Source organism: Pedobacter sp. NO84 (genome assembly GCF_059703915.1).
In genome coordinates this window covers 3,310,758-3,328,039 of sequence record NZ_AP046575.1, presented here as the reverse complement: position 1 = coordinate 3,328,039, position 17,282 = coordinate 3,310,758, and the positions used below count along the sequence as shown (strand labels likewise).

Here is a 17,282-nt window from a genome sequence, read left to right as displayed (position 1 = left end):
TAACCGGTTGCTACTGTATTAACGCAATCCTCATGAAAACTATGTTAACACTATTAGGTCTGATAACCATTAACGTTGGTTATAGTCAAACAAATACTGCCTTAAAAGTTACATACGGTAATTTTTATCAAGGCAAGAACCAACAACTCTATTCCATTCTGACGGCATTTAAAGATAAATCTATTTTTGAAACCCATTCCAACTACAAGAGCACAACAGAAATGTCTACAAAGGATGGCCCAAAGAATACGGAGATAACTGAGCTGCCCCAAAACTATGTTTATATCTACACCGATTTCACTAAAAATATTTCCGTATCAAATGAATACGTTGGAAGTTTGTCTAATCGATTTACGGTAACAGATACGGTGAATATAGTTTGGCATTTACTTACTGATCAAAAAAAAATCGACGATATACAGTGTGAGAAGGCAGAAACTGTTTTTAAGGGCAGAAAATATATAGCATGGTATGCCAAAGCTATTCCATTGGGGGTTGGACCATGGAAGCTCAGCGGATTACCTGGCTTAGTAATGGAGGTTAGCGAGATAGGTAGTCCATACCTCACCAAAGCCCTTAAAATAGAATGGTTGCAAAATGCAAAAGAGATCGCCCTCCCGGCAAATAAATATAAAAGTATTACTTGGGCCACCTATAAGAAGTTATGGATAGAGTGGAAGACTAAGCTACAAAAAAGTATGAACACAAGTTCAGATCCAAGTATGGTAATTGAAGGAAAAATAGAGATTGATTTGCCTGAAAAAACTATTTTTCAATAATGACGAAAGCACTTTTATTAACTATAATCGCATTTGTTTCTTCATATGTTCTTGCCCAAACAAACACGATAATGGGCCGAACGTTCGGCGCCAACCAAGAAATATTAGCTAATGTTTCCATCACCTGCAAAAGCAAAAATTCCAGAAATATATTGGCCTATACCTTTAGTAGTGTAAATGGTTATTATAAAATGGTTATTCCTGCCAAGAGGGATACGGTTGAACTAATAGCTTCCGCTTTAGGTTATGCCAGGGATAGCATAACGGTAACTTTTGATCAGCTTGACAAGAACTATACGCACGACTTTTTATTAAAGCCTGTAACTATTGGTTTAACGGAAATAAACATTTCTGTTAAATCTCCGCCAATTTCTTCAATAAAAGACACCACAACATTTAGCGTAAGTGCTTTTATAGATGGCACTGAAAAGGTTGTAGAAGATGTCTTGAAAAAACTACCAGGGATAGACGTCTCAGAAAATGGCGATATAAAATTCAAAGGAAAAAAAATCGATGAAGTTCAGTTTGAAGGAGATAACCTTTTAGGAAATAACTACAAATTGGGAACTAAAAACCTATCGGCCATAATGATCGATAAAGTACAGGCTATTGAAAACTATAATAATACTACCCTTTTAAAAGGAATAAAAAAGGGGAACAAAACCATATTGAATTTACAATTAAAAAATAACTTTAAAAAGCCATTGGCCTTAAATAATAACGCAAATATTGGTATAAATAGTAAATACGATATAGGAATAAACTTGATTTCCATCACCAAAAGATTTAAGGGATTTGCTATTGCTAATGGTAATAACGTTGGAGAGGATAACACTCCTTTCAACTTCACTATGGATGAAATGGAGGATGATGATGAGACTTTGCTTCTGGGTTCAGCTTCTAAAATTATTTCAAATCAGGTTGTCTTTCCAGAGATCAAAGAAAGCCGATATAATTTTAACAATAGAATATTATTTTCTCCCGCTGCTCTCTATAAATTTTCTGATCGCTTTCGGTTTAAATTATCAGGATATTTTATCCATGACAATGATCTGAAATCCAGTCTCGCTAACACCACTTTTGTTTCGCATTATAATGTTCTTAATTTATTAGAAAATAGAATACAACAATCAAACAAGGAGTTTTATTCTAGCGACGTTGACTTGTACTTTAAACCATCTGCAGCATTGGAGCTGAGTTATGTCAGCAAAATAAATAACTTAAATGAAAGAACTATTGGTGAGATAGCAATAATGGATGATAATATTTCAGATCGATTGGCAGGGAACCAACGTTCATTGCTAAACCGTTTTACGCTTTTAAAAAGATTAAATAGCAAGCAGGCAATTTCTATTTTAGCAATGTATACTCTCCAAAAAAACCCGCAAAATTATTTGTTAAGTACACAAAATTTCTTTGTTCCAAATAAGACCAATCTTATACAATCGCTTAACAATGAAAATAATGGCTATCAGGTTAAGGCCACATTAACGGGAATATATAAAAATCTGAACTATCAATTTATATTAGCCACTATACAAAGTGATGAAAAGCTTAGCTCTAATCTTAACTTAACAGAGAGCAGTATGGGTAAATTTGATAATAAACTAAAACAACAGCAAATAGATAATCTCATAAGTGCTACCACTTCCAAACAATGGGGAAAATTTACGATTCTTGCTAAGCTTAAGCTCCATCATTTAAACAAGGTCCTTTCTGATGGTCTGATTAACCAGCGTCTGAAATCTGCATCAAATTATATCGAACCTAACGTAACATTCAGTTTCTGCCCAGGCGAAAAAGCCAAATTCAATCTGTTTTACGAATATTCTTTAAACAACTATGGTATTGATAATCTCTACACCGGATATATTTTAACAGATTATAGATTACTATCTAATAATGATGTTAATTTTAACTCACAAAACGCAAACAATATTGGCTTTAGTTATGCGTATAGTGATTTTGTTGAGCGTCAATTTCAATTTTATGTATTAACAAATTATACTTGGCATAATAATAGTTTAGGTTCCGAACTAGCACTTCGGCCAAATTATAGCTTAAGCAAACACGTAATGTTTCCTGGAAATAGAGATTTTTTAGGATTGATGAGCGTGTCGAAATACATCGACTTCATTAGTTCAACAATAAAGCTTAATTCATCGTTTAATATTTCATCCAGAAGTAATATCATAAATTCAGTTACTAGAGAAAGCCAACTTATCCGTTTGCTGAACGAACTGAGTTCAAGAACATTATTAGCTAAGGGCATAACCTTAATTCTTAGCGCTAAAGGTAGCTTGTTTTACTCCAAATCAAACCTGCTCCAAAGCCCTAGCGTTCATAATTTGTCGTCCTATTGTGGGATTGTTATAAAACCAATGAAACAGTTTTTAATTAATTTAAGCGCTGAAACTACTTGGGGTGATGTTTATTCAGAAAATAAAAACACTATAAATTTTGTAGACTCGAGTTTAAAATACACGTTTTCAGAAAATAAATTAGCTGTAAAATTATCAGCCACAAATATTTTTGATCAAAGGTACTATGATAATATAGCCTTGACCGATTATCAGATTAATCAAATCCAGTATAAAATATTACCAAGAACCTTAATGGCCGGTATTGAATATAGATTGGGAAAATAGTAAAATTAAAGATCCGTTTTAATCTTCAGTTCTTTCAGTTGTTTGCCGTCAATTGTGCTCGGACTATCAATCATCACATCTCTGCCCGAATTGTTTTTAGGGAACGCAATTACATCACGGATGCTATCTAGGCCAGCAAAAATAGAGCACAACCTATCAAATCCGAAAGCGATACCGCCATGTGGAGGTGCGCCAAATTCGAAAGCGTCCATTAAAAATCCGAACTGTTTCTGCGCTTCTTCGGTACTAAAACCTAAATGTTTAAACATTAAGGCCTGCAATGCCCTATCGTGGATTCGGATAGACCCACCACCTATTTCAGTTCCATTGACAACCATGTCGTAGGCATTAGCACGAACATTCCCTGGATCGGTATCTAACATCGAAATATCTTCAGGCTTTGGCGATGTAAAGGGATGGTGCATAGCATGGTAGCGCTCTGTTTCTTCATCCCATTCTAAAAGAGGAAAATCTAAAACCCAAAGTGCCGCAAATTTATCCTTGTCCCTTAGTCCTAAACGGTTTCCCATTTCCAAGCGAAGTTCGCTCAACTGCTTACGCACCTTGTCTGTTGTTCCGGCCATTACCAAAACTAGATCTCCCGCTGTTGTATTACAAGCAGCAGACCATTTTGCAAGCTCTTCTTCATTATAGAATTTATCAACGGAAGATTTTAATGTACCGTCATCATTATGTCGCAAATAAATTAAACCTGTAGCCCCAATCTGCGGACGTTTGATAAAATCCGTTAACTCATCTAGCTGCTTACGGGTATAGTGGGCACAACCTTTGGCATTAATGGCAATTACAAGGTCAGCATTATCAAAAACAGCAAAATCTTTTCCCTTAACCACATCATTCATTTCAATAAACTGCATATCAAAACGAGTATCTGGTTTGTCAGAACCATACCATCGCATAGCATCTGCATACTGCATCCTTGGTACTTCTGGCAGATCGTAATTACGAACTTCTTTAAATAATGTTCTGATCAAACCTTCGAACGTATTTAAAATATCTTCTTGTTCAATGAAAGACATTTCACAATCAATTTGTGTAAACTCTGGCTGCCTGTCTGCTCTAAGATCTTCATCCCTAAAGCATTTTACAATTTGGAAATAACGATCAAAACCAGAAACCATTAATAATTGCTTAAAAGTTTGTGGCGATTGTGGCAGCGCATAAAACTCGCCAGCATTCATACGGCTAGGCACTACAAAATCCCTTGCTCCTTCGGGAGTTGATTTGATCAGCACTGGGGTTTCTACCTCAATAAAATCTAATGCATCTAAATATCTACGAACAGATTGTGCCATTCGGTGGCGTAAGATCATGTTGTTCCTAATTGGATTTCGGCGAAGGTCCAAATAGCGATATTTCATTCTAAGATCATCACCCCCATCAGTTTTATCCTCAATTAAAAACGGAGGTAATTTTGCGGCATTTAAAATTTCTAACGCGGTTACTTTAATCTCTATTTCTCCGGTTGGGATTTCTTTATTCTTATTTGAACGTTCAACAACAGTACCACTTACCTTGATTACAAATTCGCGGCCAAGGCTTCGGGCACCTGCACATAAATCTTCATTATCATTCATGTTAAAAACCAATTGGGTAATACCATAACGATCTCGGATATCAATAAAAGTCATCCCGCCTAAATCCCTTGAATTCTGCATCCATCCACAAAGTGTTACATTCTCGCCTAAATTTTGCAACGTTAATGCGCCGCAAGTAGTTGTTCTTAACATTTTTATATTACAATTTGAGCGCAAAAATACCGATTTAGTTTTAAAGCTGAAAGGATAAAGCCAAAAGACCCAAGCTTTAGTCTTTACGATTTAAACTTTCTGCTCGATTTTTTTCTAACTTGATGCAACGTTTTAAAAAATACATTGTCTTTTATATAGACGCTTAAGATTTGGAAACAGTATACGTAGATAAGCACGTTTCGTTGATTAACGACTGCCGAAATGGGAGTAGGAAAGCACAATTTGAATTATACAAATTGTATGCCCATGCTATGTACAATGTAGCGTTGCGTATAGTTAATGATGATGCTGAAGCGGAAGACGTTTTACAGGAAGCATTTTTGGATGCGTTTAATAGATTGGCAGATTTTAGACAGGAAACCACATTTGGTTTATGGCTTAAGCAGATTGTAATTAACCGGTCTATTAATTACCTAAGAAAGCGAAAAGCAGAATTTGTGAGCCTTGACGAAGTAGAGGTGGCAGAAGAGCCGGTTGCAGAAGAAGAAGAGGCGCAGTTAAAAGTTGAAGCAATCAAAGCAGCAATGACCGAATTGGCAGACGGATATCGGGTGGTTTTAACACTTTATCTGTTCGAGGGATATGACCATGAAGAAATTGCACATATTTTAAAAATAACAGAAAATACATCACGGTCGCAATATATGCGGGCTAAGAGAAAGTTGAATAGTTTATTAGAAATGAAAGGAGTAGCAAGATGAGCAATAAATTAGAGGGATTTGTAAAAGAGAACAAAAAGGAATTCGATACAAAAGGACCATCAAACCAATTGTGGAGCCGAATTGAGGCCGAATTGGATAGAAAGCAACAAAAAAAAACAATTAGAAGGTATCAATGGATGAGCATTGCCGCCATGCTTGTGATTAGTTTAGGTGGCTATTTTACCTACAATTATCAACAGGTACACCGCACCATTAATGTGGCAGATGTAAGCAAATCTTTTGGACAAAAAGAATTTCACTTGGCCAGTTTAATTGAAGAAAAAAAGGATAGCCTACAGGTGTACGCAAAAGACAATCCAGCCCTGTACAATAAATTTATAGCCGATGTAAGTAAGTTAAATGCCGACTACGAAGAACTTAAACAACAACTTCAAACCAGTCCGAACAGTCAGGTTGTAGTACGCGCAATGATGAAAAACCTAGACATACAACTGCAAGTTCTTAATCAGCAGTTAATGATAATAAATCAAGTCAATCAATATAAAAAGGAGAATTCAATATGAAAAAATTAATTTTAAGTATCACAGCGCTGTTGTTGTTCCTTACACAAGTGAATGCACAAATAACTGGCGGAACAACAGAGGCAATCCCAGCACCTAAAGCGGGTTCTGCAACTAAAGTTTCCGGGAAGGCAAGACAATCTGTACCGGCACCGGCTACTGCGCCCACTATTTCGGGTACCACAAATTCTGTGGGTGTTGGAGCCTCAATTCCTTCGCCCTCTTCAACCTATAGCGTATCAGGAACCATCACCGGAGTTGGTGTTGCAACAGGACCCGCGCCACAGGCCTTTTCTTACAGTACTTCAGGCACTGTAAGCGCAACTGGTACTGGTGTTTATACCTGGAATGATAATCAGGATCAAAGTGATGATCCCATGAAGACAAAAACTTTCACCAAATCTTTTGTCTTAGATAAGAACGATAAGGTAAACTTATTTAATATGTATGGTTCTATAACCATCAAAACCTGGGATAAAAACGAGATTAAAGTGGATGCAGATATTAAAGCTTATGCAAACACGGAGGGCGATGCCCAAAAATTGTTGGATGATGTTTCTATTAAAGCTGCCAAAGACGGAGACCAGGTAACTTTTAAAACAAATATGGAAGAGCATAACGGAAATTGGGGCCGCGGAAGTTATAACGGCAAAAAATGGAGACGAGAGGTTAAGATCTATTACACGGTTTATATGCCAAAAAATAATGCGCTAAACTTATCCCAAGAGTATGGCAGCATAATAATGGATGATTACAATGGACCAACATCTATAAAAGTCCAATATGGTAATCTAACCGCAGGAGATCTAAATAGTGCAAACAACTACATCAATGTGCAATATGGTTCAACTAATGCAAAAGATGTAAACCAAGTAAAAATTAAACAACAATACGGCTCGGGTGTAACGATAGCCACGGTTGGCACTTTAGACATCGATGCACAGTACGCGGCAGTAAATGTTGGTACGGTAAAAGGGAGCGCGGTTGTAAAGCAACAATATGGTTCTGGTGTTACTTTTGGTACTATCGGGAACCTAAATGTAAACGCACAATATGCTACCGTAAAAATTGGGACCTTAAAAGGTAATCTGATAAGCAAACAGCAATATGGGAAGTTAATTATTGATCAGACCGAAGCCGGTAAAAACATAGATGTAGATTCTCAGTATACAACCGTGGATCTAGGGTTTGCCGATAATTATAATGGCGATTTCGATGTGGAAACAAGTTATGCTAACTTTAAATATGGATCTAATGTTACTGCAAAAAGAGAAGGTAGTGATGATGAGAAAAGGTATAGTCAGAATAAAAGATACAGTGGCCAAATTGGTAAGGGAGGTAGCACCAAAGTTGTTGTGAAAGCCCAATATTATAGCGTTACGTTTAAATAAGAGTAAAACCAAACAAATAATAGCCAAGCCTCCGATAATTGTCGGGGGCTTTTTTTATCTTCGTGGCTAGATAAAATTAAAATATGGAACTACTAACAAGCCCAGAAGCCTGGATCTCCCTCCTAACATTAACCGTATTAGAAATAGTTCTGGGTATAGATAATGTAATATTTGTTAGCATTATTTTAAATCGAATTAAAGAAAATACCCAAAAAAGGGCCAGGATCATATGGATGATAACCGGAATAGCTTCCCGCTGTTTGATGCTTTTTGGACTGAGCTGGTTGTTGAGCCAAAAAGGCAATTACATCGTTCCCGAAGAATGGTTTGGTAAAGGGTTTGACCTTGCAAGTTTGGTAATGCTTTTTGGCGGACTGTTTCTAATCTACAAATCCGTGATGGAAATTCACCATAAGCTAGAAGGAGAAGACCCATCAGTTGATGTTAAAAACGTAAAAGCACTGAGCTTTGGCAAAGCGATATTTCAAATCATGTTAATTGATGCGGTTTTCTCATTTGATAGCATCATCACCGCTGGAGGTACAGCAAAACATCTAGAAGTAATGATTACGGCGGTGGTTATTGCTATGATCGTAATGTTTACGTTCAGCCCTAAAATCTCTGCATTTATCCATAAGCACCCAACCCTAAAAATGTTGGCCCTTTCCTTTTTGGTAATGATTGGTCTAAGCTTGGTTATCGAAGGATGGGATGCCAATGCCGCCCATGAAATGCACCTTAAAAATTACATCTATTTCGGAATGGCATTCTCGGTAGGGGTTGAGGTTCTAAATATGGTTTTTAGAAAAAGGCAAAAGAATAATCGTTTGGTAGAACTTAACGAGCCGCAGCCAACGGGCAAAGAAATTGCTCATGCTAATTTTTTAAACACTATTTATGCTGATTTTAACAACGCTGATGAAAATGGGTATATTAGGCTAAATGCCAATGGCACTTTTACAGATTTAAAACAAAAAGAAATCGAATTGAAATCAAAGATGAAAATCATTATAAATGATGGGAAAGAACTTGTTCGATTCGCGGAGGTACTATTTTCAAAAAAGGAACGGATTTGGGTGGCAAAATTAGAAAACTAGAATTAACCCAAGTTTTTGTTATGATGATAATGCCAAGGTGATCGTAACTTCTCTCATATCTCACATCTCATATCTCACACCTCAATGATCACCTTTTTTGAAGCCACACTAGCTGAACTTTCTATCCATAGAATCGGCAATAAACTGCATGACGAATTTTATGTGCTGTCAGAAAACTCATTGCACCTTAAAGATGAAATGCTGAATAAATTACTACTCCAGTATTTTTTATCCCCCTACGAAAAAGTGAATGAGATCTATAGGTTCATGCATCCAAATAATGATCTTAATCTAAATGAAGTATATCATTTTGCCCAAGAAATCTTTGCTGATGGCAGTTCTTTCCATGAAAACAGCAAAAAGTTGGCCACCTATTTATATGAGATTTCTAACCACCCTAAAATTAAATCTGGAGAACTATATGTTGCCTATTTTGAAAATGTACAGATTGAAGGCAACTTGCACGATGCCATAGGTGTTTTTAAATCCGAAACCAAAGAAAGTTATCTAAAGGTTTATCCAGAAAATAATGGGTTTGGTATCACATATGAAGAAGAAGCAATAAATATCAGTAAATTAGATAAAGGATGCCTCATTTTTAATACCGATACCACCGAGGGATATAAAGTTGCCGTGATTGATCAAACCAATCGCAGTGCTGAAGCCGTCTACTGGAAAGACGAATTTTTAAAACTCAAAATCAGAAACGACAATTATAACCAGACCCAAAATGTGCTTGGGGTTTATAAAAATTTTGTAACCGAAAGGTTAGAGGAGGATTTTGAGATTTCGAGAACAGATAAAATTGATCTGCTCAATCGCTCGATGAAATACTTTAAAGAGAAAGAAAGCTTTGATATTGATGAATTCTCTAATGAAGTAATCGCCAATAAAGAAGGGATAGAATCTTTTAAGAACTATAAAAAGAACTATGAAGAAGAATTTGAGACCACCATTGCTGATAACTTCGATATCTCTGATGCTGCGGTTAAAAAGCAGGCCAAGTCTTTCAAAAGTATATTAAAACTGGACAAGAATTTCCACATTTATATCCATGGCAATAAAGAATTAATAGAGAAGGGATTTGACGATGATAGATCGATGAATTATTATAAGGTTTATTTCAGAGATGAACAGTAAGATTTATTGTTGAATTGTTTTATTGCTATAATGTTAATACAACTTGATAAGCAATTATACGTAAGGAAATGGAAATACAAACACAAAAAATCGCGCTGGTTACTGGTGGTAGCCGCGGACTAGGAAAGAACATGGCTTTGGCCCTTGCAAAAAAAGGAAATGATCTGATCTTAACCTATAACAATAATAAAGCAGCGGCTGATGAAGTGGTATCTTCCATTGAAGCAATGGGGCAAAGCGCAATGGCGCTACAGTTTGATGCCTCTAATATTAAAACCTTTGATGATTTTGTGTTACAGTTAAAATCAACCTTGCGGTCGAAGTGGCAAAGGGAAGATTTCAACTTTTTAATCAACAATGCGGGTATTGGCCTTAATGTTCCGTTTGCAGATGTTACCGAAGAACAGTTTGATCTGTTAAACAACATTCATTTTAAAGGCGTATACTTTCTTACGCAAAAAACGCTACCACTTATCGCCAATGGCGGAAGAATAATTAATATTGCTACAGGTTTAACACGTTTTGCCTTTCCTGGCTCTAGTGCTTATGCAGCAATGAAAGGAGCAGTAGAAATCTTTACCAAATATTTAGCAAAAGAACTTGGTGGTAGGCAGATTGCCGCAAATGTGGTAGCACCAGGTGCAATAGAAACAGATTTTAATGGTGGTGCCGTAAGAGACAATGAACAAATGAATACCGTTATCGCCTCAAACACAGCACTTGGTAGAGTGGGACTGCCCGATGATATTGGCGGAGTAGTAGCATTTCTATGTAGCGAAGAAGGTCGGTGGGTTAATGCACAACGAATTGAGGTGTCTGGCGGGCAGATGATTTAGCGTAAGGCGTTTGGCGTTGAGCGATAAGCGAATTGAACGGGCGGTTGGTATCGCTTGATGAACGCTAAACGTCTAACTCGAGACGCGTCCCGCAAGTATTTCTTGTTAATTAATTATTAAACCATTAGTTTTAGAAATATGAACAATGAAATCAAACCAAACAGTATTTTCAAAGTAATAGGCGCATCGTCTCTCGGGACATTAATTGAATGGTACGATTTTTATATTTTTGGCAGTTTAGCCAGTATAATTGGTGCACAACTCTTTCCCGCTGATGCAGGAGCCTCGGCACTGATTAATACCCTCGCCATTTTTGCGGCAGGTTTTATAGTTCGTCCGTTTGGGGCCTTGGTATTTGGTAGGCTAGGCGACTTAATTGGCCGAAAATATACCTTTCTCTTAACGCTTGTGCTTATGGGCGGTTCTACATTTTTAATTGGCCTTATCCCATCTTATTCTTCAATTGGCTACGCTGCGCCAATTTTGGTTTTGATCCTTCGCTTGATACAAGGTTTGGCCTTAGGTGGCGAATATGGTGGCGCAGCAACCTATGTAGCAGAGCATGCACCAAAGGGAAAAAGAGGTTTTTTTACCAGCTGGATCCAAACTACCGCAACGCTAGGGCTGTTCCTTTCTTTGGGCATCATTGTTCTCTCAAAAAATCTGATTGGCGCTACGGCATTTGCAGATTGGGGATGGAGAATCCCTTTTCTTCTTTCGATTCTGTTAGTGGGCGTTTCTATTTATATCAGACTTAAAATGCACGAATCGCCAATGTTTGCTAAGCTTAAAACAGAAGGCAATATCTCCAAAAACCCACTAAAGGAAAGCTTTAATAAAAAAGGGAATTTTAAAATGGTATTGTTGGCGCTGTTTGGGGCCACTATGGGCCAAGGGGTGATTTGGTACACCGGACAATTTTATGCGCAATCTTTTATAGAAAACACCTGTAAGGTAGATTTTAACGATTCGAGGTATATCCTGCTCTGGGCAATTGCCGGTGCTACACCCTTCTTCGTAGTTTTTGGTTCTTGGAGCGATAAAGTTGGACGAAAGTGGATAATGTTAACAGGAATGTTGTTGGGTATTATATTTTACCGACCAATTTATCAGGTCTTCCTAGATAAAACCGATACTGCTAAAATAGAAATCTCTGCTGTTAATTCCATTGCCGAACCAGTGATTACAAGAACTGCAATCCATGATAAAGGTGATAGTATAATCACAAGCAGCGTTAGAGTAAGCTTAAAAAATGGCGGATCTTTTAATAAAGTACAGGTTGACACCGTTTATGCCGACACAAGCAAGACGATTGGACTTTCGAAAGAGCTTTTTAAGGATAAAAAACTGGATACCGGTACTTTTTGGTTATTTGTAGGATTGGTATTCTTCCAGATTTTATTGGTAACCATGGTTTATGGACCTATTGCTGCATTCTTGGTAGAACTATTTCCAACTAAAATACGCTATACGTCAATGTCTTTGCCATACCATGTTGGTAACGGCGTTTTTGGAGGCCTTGTACCTTTTGTTGCGACGCTTATTGCAAGCTTTGCAGGCTCTACGCCACTCTCTGGCCTGTGGTATCCTATCGGGATAGCAACGCTTAGTTTTATTATTGGAGCTATTTACCTATCGAATAAAAGAGACGAAAACGTTAACGATTAATGCAATAAAAATTACTAATTATTAAAACATTACTATGAAAAGAATATTAGGTTTGGTTTGGATAATCTTAGGGCCAGCAGCAATGATCTTTATGGCCTGGCAAGCTTATGATAAGGTAAGCAAAGCTGAAGCAGGTGTGGCACAAACCAACACCGCATTGCAATGGGGAATTATTTTATTAATTTTTATACCGATAGCTATCGGATTGGTAATCTTTGGAAAATATGCATTAGCAGGCGAGTATGATAAATTGCCCGAAAGTTCGGATGAGATAGATTAAGGTAAGATGTAAAAATGTAAAACGGGAGAATCGTTAGCTCCAATTCCATCTTCCATCTTCCATTTTCCATCTTCCATTACAAAACTCTTACCAGCAGTCCCTTTAAATACTCTCCTTCAGGAAACGATAAGCGAACAGGATGGTCCTCTGGTTGTGAGAACTGGCGGATAACCTGTACTTCCTTCCCAGCATCAAGTGCAGCCCAAGCAATAATCTGTTTAAAAGTTTCGATATCTACTGCTCCAGAACAAGAAAAGGTTGCCAATAAACCACCGCTTTCTAAAAGCAATAATCCTAAACGGTTTAAATCTTTGTATGCCCTTGCTGCACGGTCTAACGCCGAGCGGGATGGCGCGTATTTTGGTGGATCCAGTACAACAATATCAAATTTTTTGCCTTCATCTTTAAAGGCCCTTAACTGCTTGTTTACATCAGACTGAATGGCGATATGGTTTTTAGAAGCGAACTTATTAATGGCTATATTCTGATTTAGGGTGTCGATAGCTAGTGCAGAACTATCCACACTTGTTACTTCAGTTGCCCCATTTTTAAAAGCGTTTAAGCTAAATCCTCCACTATAGCTGAAGCAGTCTAAAACCGTTTTTCCTTGCGTATAGCCCGCTAAAATCTTACGGTTATCCCGTTGATCGCAATAAAAACCAGATTTTTGACCTTCCGCAATATTTATGTGGTAGGTAATTCCATTTTCTTTAATAGCAATAAATGCTGCAGGAGCTTCACCCCATAGCAATCCATTTTCGGCTGTAATGCCTTCATGTGTCCGAGCTGTTGCATCGCTGCGGTCGAAGATTCCCTTCGGCTTTAAAAGCTTCACCAATAGGCCTATGATTATTGGTTTTGCTTTCTCAATACCTGTACTTAAAATTTGTACGGATAGAAAATCGGCATACCGATCTACAATTAGCCCGGGTAAAAAATCAGCTTCGCTAAAAATAAGTCGGTAAGCGTTGGTATCCTTGTTCACTAAAAAATGAGCCCGGGATTCAATAGCTTGTTTAATTTTTTGCTCGTACCAAGCTTCATTTATAAGTTGATCTTCATCCCATGCCAACAAACGGATTGCCACTCTTGATTGATCGTTAAAATACCCGTAAGCCAAAAAATCATCTTTCGCATTGCAAACTTTTACCACTTCTCCGTTTTCGGGCTTCCCTTTAATCTGATCTATTGCTCCAGAAAATACCCATGGATGACGCTGTAAAACTGCTTTCTCCTTTCCTTTTTTTAGCTTTATTTCTATCATGGCGTAAAGATAGTCATCGGATGACTTAAGTCATCCGATGACTGTTAAATTTTGTATTTTTGATCCATGCAAGAGATTAATTGGGGAGATTTCGAAAAAGTAGAGCTCCGTGTTGGTACGGTGCTCGAGGTTCTGGATTTCCCGGAGGCAAAAAAGCCTGCCTATAAGCTTAAGGTTGATTTTGGGAAATTTGGGGTCAGAATGAGCAGTGCCCAGATTACGAAACACTACACTAAAGATGAGCTCGTAGGCCGACAAATTATCGGGGTTATCAATTTCCCTAAAAAGCAGATCGGAAAATTTATGAGCGAATTTTTGGTCACGGGTTTTTCAGATGATAATGGGGATATTGTTTTAAGCACAGCAGATAAGCTTGTGCCAAATGGTAGTAAGTTAATCTAATCATGCTGTAACGCTAAACTCAATTAACCAATTCAACAATTAACCAGGCAAATATAAAATGTCCTATTTCAACTTCGAAGAAAATACCGATCCAACTGTAGCTGACGAGCATTTTATGCGATTGGCGTTACATGAAGCTAAGAAAGCATATGAAATGGACGAAATACCAATAGGAGCTATTATCGTGTGCCAAGGCAAAATTATTGGGCGTGGATACAATTTAACAGAACAGTTAAACGATGTTACGGCCCATGCCGAAATGCAGGCGTTTACCGCTGCTTCACAAACCTTGGGGGGCAAGTATTTAAAGGGCTGTACCCTATACGTAACCATAGAGCCGTGTACGATGTGTGCGGGGGCTAGTTACTGGACCCAAATTAGTAGGATCGTGTTTGGGGCTAAAGAAGATAAATTTGGGTTTACAAGGATTGGCCAAAACCTTTTACATCCCAAAACGTTGTTAAAAGAAGGGGTCTTAGCCGCAGAATGTGGCGAATTAATGACGGCCTTTTTTAAGAATAAACGCAAAGAAAGTTGACAAACAATTGAATAAAACTTAACCTTTGTAAGTTATATTTGTACATTAACATTTTAAAAACTTAAATAATAAAATTATGGCTTTTGAATTACCTGCGTTGGCATACGCAACAGACGCATTAGAACCGCATATTGACAAATTGACCATGGAAATTCACCATGGTAAACACCACCAAGCTTATGTTACCAATTTAAATAAAGCACTAGAGGGCAAGCCGGAAGCGAATTCGAGCATTGAAGATATTGTTAAAAACATTTCTAAATATCCCACTGCAGTACGAAATAACGGTGGTGGACATTACAATCACTCTTTATTTTGGACAGTTCTCGGCCCAAATAAGGGAGGGGAGCCTACTGGCGATTTAGCACAGGCAATCAATACGGCATTTGGGTCATTTGCTGACTTTAAAACAAAAATCCAAGAAGCTGGTGCAACCCGTTTCGGATCTGGTTGGGCATGGCTTTCTGTAGGTGCCGATAAAAAACTAATTGTTTCTTCAACACCAAACCAGGATAACCCCCTAATGGATATCGCCGAGGTTAAAGGTACTCCGATTTTTGGTATCGATGTTTGGGAACATGCTTATTATTTGAAATATCAGAATAAACGCCCTGATTATCTAGCTGCAATTTGGAATGTTGTAAATTGGGATGCGGTAGCCGAACGCTATAAAAAAGCGATTTAAGGCAGTTTAATTAAGATTTTAGGGCTTATGGATGTCAAAATTCATAAGCCCTATTTTTTTAAACGAGAATTACGTAAATTGCGCCTTGATTCTTTTGGATTAAATACGTATAACGAGCTGATAAGAGATAGATAATGAAAAGAATAATCTTAATGATATTGTTTGTGCTGGGAATTGCTTTTACCGGTAGTGCACAAAAAGTCCCTACTCCTGATGAGTTAGCGAAAAAGAATGTTGATGAGTTGGAGAAAAGGCTAAAATTAACGCCAACCCAGAAAAACGTAATCTATAACTATGCGTATGATTTTGCAAAGGAACAATTTGCATTGTATAAAAAACAGCAAGCAGGAACTTTTAAAGAAGAGGATGAAACCAAATTTTTTAAAATGCAGGCTGATCTAAATAAAAACATCAAAACCGTTTTAAAAGGGGATCAGATAGCCGAATACGATAAGGTAGTTGAAGAACGTTTAAGCGGCATAGATCCTACCAAGAAAAAGAAAAAACTTAAAAAGGGCGAAGAAGAAGAGAAGGTTGTTGGTATAGAGGGCCTTAAGACAAAACCGACTAATAATTAAATTCCGATTACATCTTTCTTTTTTCGTTGTTTCATAGCCTTGGGAATCACAGTTAAAACCTCCTCCTTTAATGCGGTTAACATTCTTTTCTTAATGAAATTTTTATGGGTAACCAAGCTAATCTCTCGCACAGGCTCTGGCGATTTAAAGTAACGTACCTTGTTAAGCTGTTTAGCACTCAAATCAGCTAAGGCCAATTCAGGCAGTAGCGTGGCACCACTATTGATATCAACCATTCTGATAAGTGTCTCCACACTTCCCGTATTATACGTTAAGGATTGGAGACGATTGTTCTTCGTAGATCTGCATATATTCAATACTTGCGTACGCATGCAGTGCCCTTCATTTAACAGCCAAATATTCTCGTCTGCCAGATCATCAGCATCTATGGCCTTTTTTTTATAGAGCTTACTGTTCTTGCTAATGTAGCTTACAAAGTTTTCGTAGTACAATGGCATTTCAACGATGCTATCATCCACAAGAGGAGTTGCTAAGATCCCACAATCGATCACCCCTGTTTTTAAATGGTGGATGATATCTTCAGTAGTATATTCCCAAATTAACAATTTTAGTCCTGGATATTTTTCGAGCATAGCAGCAATCACCTCTGGGAGTAAATAAGGCGCAATAGTTGGAATAATGCCAATTTTTAACTCGCCAATTATATCTTGTTGCTGACTGCTGATCAGTTCTTTTATTTTCTTGTTTTCTTGAAGTACGATACGTGCCTGCGCAATAATCTGACTTCCAATTTCTGTTGGAATGATTGGTTGCTTGCTTCTGTCGAAAATCTTCACATTTAAAAATTCTTCTAGTTTTTGAACCTGCATGCTTAGCGTAGGTTGGGTTACAAAGCACTTTTCGGCCGCGCTAACAAAACTTCTATAGGTGTCTACTGCGGTGATGTATTCAAGCTGAATTAATGTCATATAGCTAAAATTGATAACTAAAGATAAATATATAAATTTTAACTATATAATTT

17 protein-coding genes are annotated in these 17,282 nt (G+C 37.5%); 14 read left to right on the top strand and 3 right to left on the bottom strand.

What is annotated here, in order from left to right; translation table 11 throughout:
• Positions 1-32: 32 nt before the first annotated feature.
• Complete coding sequence (locus AC6H0V_RS14655; protein WP_497560939.1) at positions 33-779, top strand: GLPGLI family protein; 747 nt, start codon at positions 33-35, stop codon at positions 777-779.
• Positions 779-3,427: a porin family protein gene (locus AC6H0V_RS14650; RefSeq protein WP_497560938.1), complete on the top strand. Its 2,649-nt coding sequence runs from the start codon at positions 779-781 to the stop codon at positions 3,425-3,427. The genes AC6H0V_RS14655 and AC6H0V_RS14650 overlap by 1 nt, the downstream gene beginning before the upstream one ends.
• Positions 3,428-3,432: 5 nt before the next feature.
• On the opposite strand, the gene aspS is transcribed toward AC6H0V_RS14650, so the two are convergent.
• Entirely contained in the window at positions 3,433-5,178 is a 1,746-nt protein-coding gene (aspS, locus tag AC6H0V_RS14645; protein ID WP_497560937.1) for an aspartate--tRNA ligase, read from the bottom strand.
• A gap of 170 nt (positions 5,179-5,348) precedes the next feature.
• On the opposite strand from aspS, the gene AC6H0V_RS14640 reads away from it, so the two are divergent.
• From AC6H0V_RS14640 to AC6H0V_RS14605, 8 genes are all read left to right on the top strand, one after another.
• Positions 5,349-5,900, top strand: a complete 552-nt coding sequence (locus tag AC6H0V_RS14640) for an RNA polymerase sigma factor (RefSeq protein WP_497560936.1) — start codon at positions 5,349-5,351, stop codon at positions 5,898-5,900.
• Positions 5,897-6,424 carry a hypothetical protein gene (locus tag AC6H0V_RS14635; RefSeq protein ID WP_497560935.1) on the top strand — a complete coding sequence of 176 codons (528 nt, stop codon included), beginning with the start codon at positions 5,897-5,899 and terminating at the stop codon, positions 6,422-6,424. The genes AC6H0V_RS14640 and AC6H0V_RS14635 overlap by 4 nt, the downstream gene beginning before the upstream one ends.
• Positions 6,421-7,812 (top strand): hypothetical protein, encoded by a 1,392-nt coding sequence (locus AC6H0V_RS14630; RefSeq protein ID WP_497560934.1) that lies wholly within the window; start codon positions 6,421-6,423, stop codon positions 7,810-7,812. The genes AC6H0V_RS14635 and AC6H0V_RS14630 overlap by 4 nt, the downstream gene beginning before the upstream one ends.
• 83 nt (positions 7,813-7,895) lie before the next feature.
• Positions 7,896-8,909 carry a TerC family protein gene (locus AC6H0V_RS14625; protein WP_497560933.1) on the top strand — a complete coding sequence of 338 codons (1,014 nt, stop codon included), beginning with the start codon at positions 7,896-7,898 and terminating at the stop codon, positions 8,907-8,909.
• Positions 8,910-8,993: 84 nt separating this feature from the next.
• A complete protein-coding gene (locus AC6H0V_RS14620) occupies positions 8,994-10,049 on the top strand; it encodes a nucleoid-associated protein (protein ID WP_497560932.1) in 1,056 nt (351 codons plus the stop codon).
• Positions 10,050-10,117: 68 nt separating this feature from the next.
• Positions 10,118-10,885, top strand: coding sequence for an SDR family oxidoreductase (locus AC6H0V_RS14615; RefSeq protein WP_497560931.1), 768 nt, complete (start codon positions 10,118-10,120; stop codon positions 10,883-10,885).
• A gap of 138 nt (positions 10,886-11,023) precedes the next feature.
• Complete coding sequence (locus AC6H0V_RS14610) at positions 11,024-12,553, top strand: MFS transporter (protein ID WP_497560930.1); 1,530 nt, start codon at positions 11,024-11,026, stop codon at positions 12,551-12,553.
• A 34-nt stretch (positions 12,554-12,587) separates the two neighbouring features.
• Positions 12,588-12,833 (top strand): DUF6814 family protein, encoded by a 246-nt coding sequence (locus AC6H0V_RS14605; protein WP_497560929.1) that lies wholly within the window; start codon positions 12,588-12,590, stop codon positions 12,831-12,833.
• Positions 12,834-12,909: 76 nt separating this feature from the next.
• Here the strand turns inward: AC6H0V_RS14605 and AC6H0V_RS14600 are convergent, their stop codons facing one another.
• A complete protein-coding gene (locus AC6H0V_RS14600) occupies positions 12,910-14,097 on the bottom strand; it encodes a class I SAM-dependent rRNA methyltransferase (protein ID WP_497560928.1) in 1,188 nt (395 codons plus the stop codon).
• Positions 14,098-14,163: 66 nt separating this feature from the next.
• Between AC6H0V_RS14600 and AC6H0V_RS14595 the strand changes: the two genes are divergently transcribed.
• The 4 genes from AC6H0V_RS14595 to AC6H0V_RS14580 all read left to right on the top strand — a co-directional run bounded on the left by AC6H0V_RS14595 (position 14,164) and on the right by AC6H0V_RS14580 (position 16,300).
• On the top strand, positions 14,164-14,499 hold the full coding sequence (locus tag AC6H0V_RS14595) for a tRNA-binding protein (protein ID WP_497560927.1): 336 nt from the start codon (positions 14,164-14,166) through the stop codon (positions 14,497-14,499).
• 58 nt (positions 14,500-14,557) lie between these two features.
• The gene (locus AC6H0V_RS14590; protein ID WP_497560926.1) at positions 14,558-15,037 is read left to right on the top strand and encodes a nucleoside deaminase; all 480 of its coding nucleotides are present in this window, start codon (positions 14,558-14,560) and stop codon (positions 15,035-15,037) included.
• A 76-nt stretch (positions 15,038-15,113) separates the two neighbouring features.
• The gene (locus AC6H0V_RS14585) at positions 15,114-15,722 is read left to right on the top strand and encodes a superoxide dismutase (RefSeq protein ID WP_497560925.1); all 609 of its coding nucleotides are present in this window, start codon (positions 15,114-15,116) and stop codon (positions 15,720-15,722) included.
• Positions 15,723-15,856: 134 nt separating this feature from the next.
• Positions 15,857-16,300, top strand: coding sequence for a hypothetical protein (locus tag AC6H0V_RS14580; RefSeq protein ID WP_497560924.1), 444 nt, complete (start codon positions 15,857-15,859; stop codon positions 16,298-16,300).
• On the opposite strand, the gene AC6H0V_RS14575 is transcribed toward AC6H0V_RS14580, so the two are convergent.
• Positions 16,297-17,229 carry a hydrogen peroxide-inducible genes activator gene (locus AC6H0V_RS14575; RefSeq protein ID WP_497560923.1) on the bottom strand — a complete coding sequence of 311 codons (933 nt, stop codon included), beginning with the start codon at positions 17,227-17,229 and terminating at the stop codon, positions 16,297-16,299. The two genes, AC6H0V_RS14580 and AC6H0V_RS14575, sit on opposite strands and share 4 nt — an antisense overlap.
• Positions 17,230-17,282: the final 53 nt, after the last annotated feature.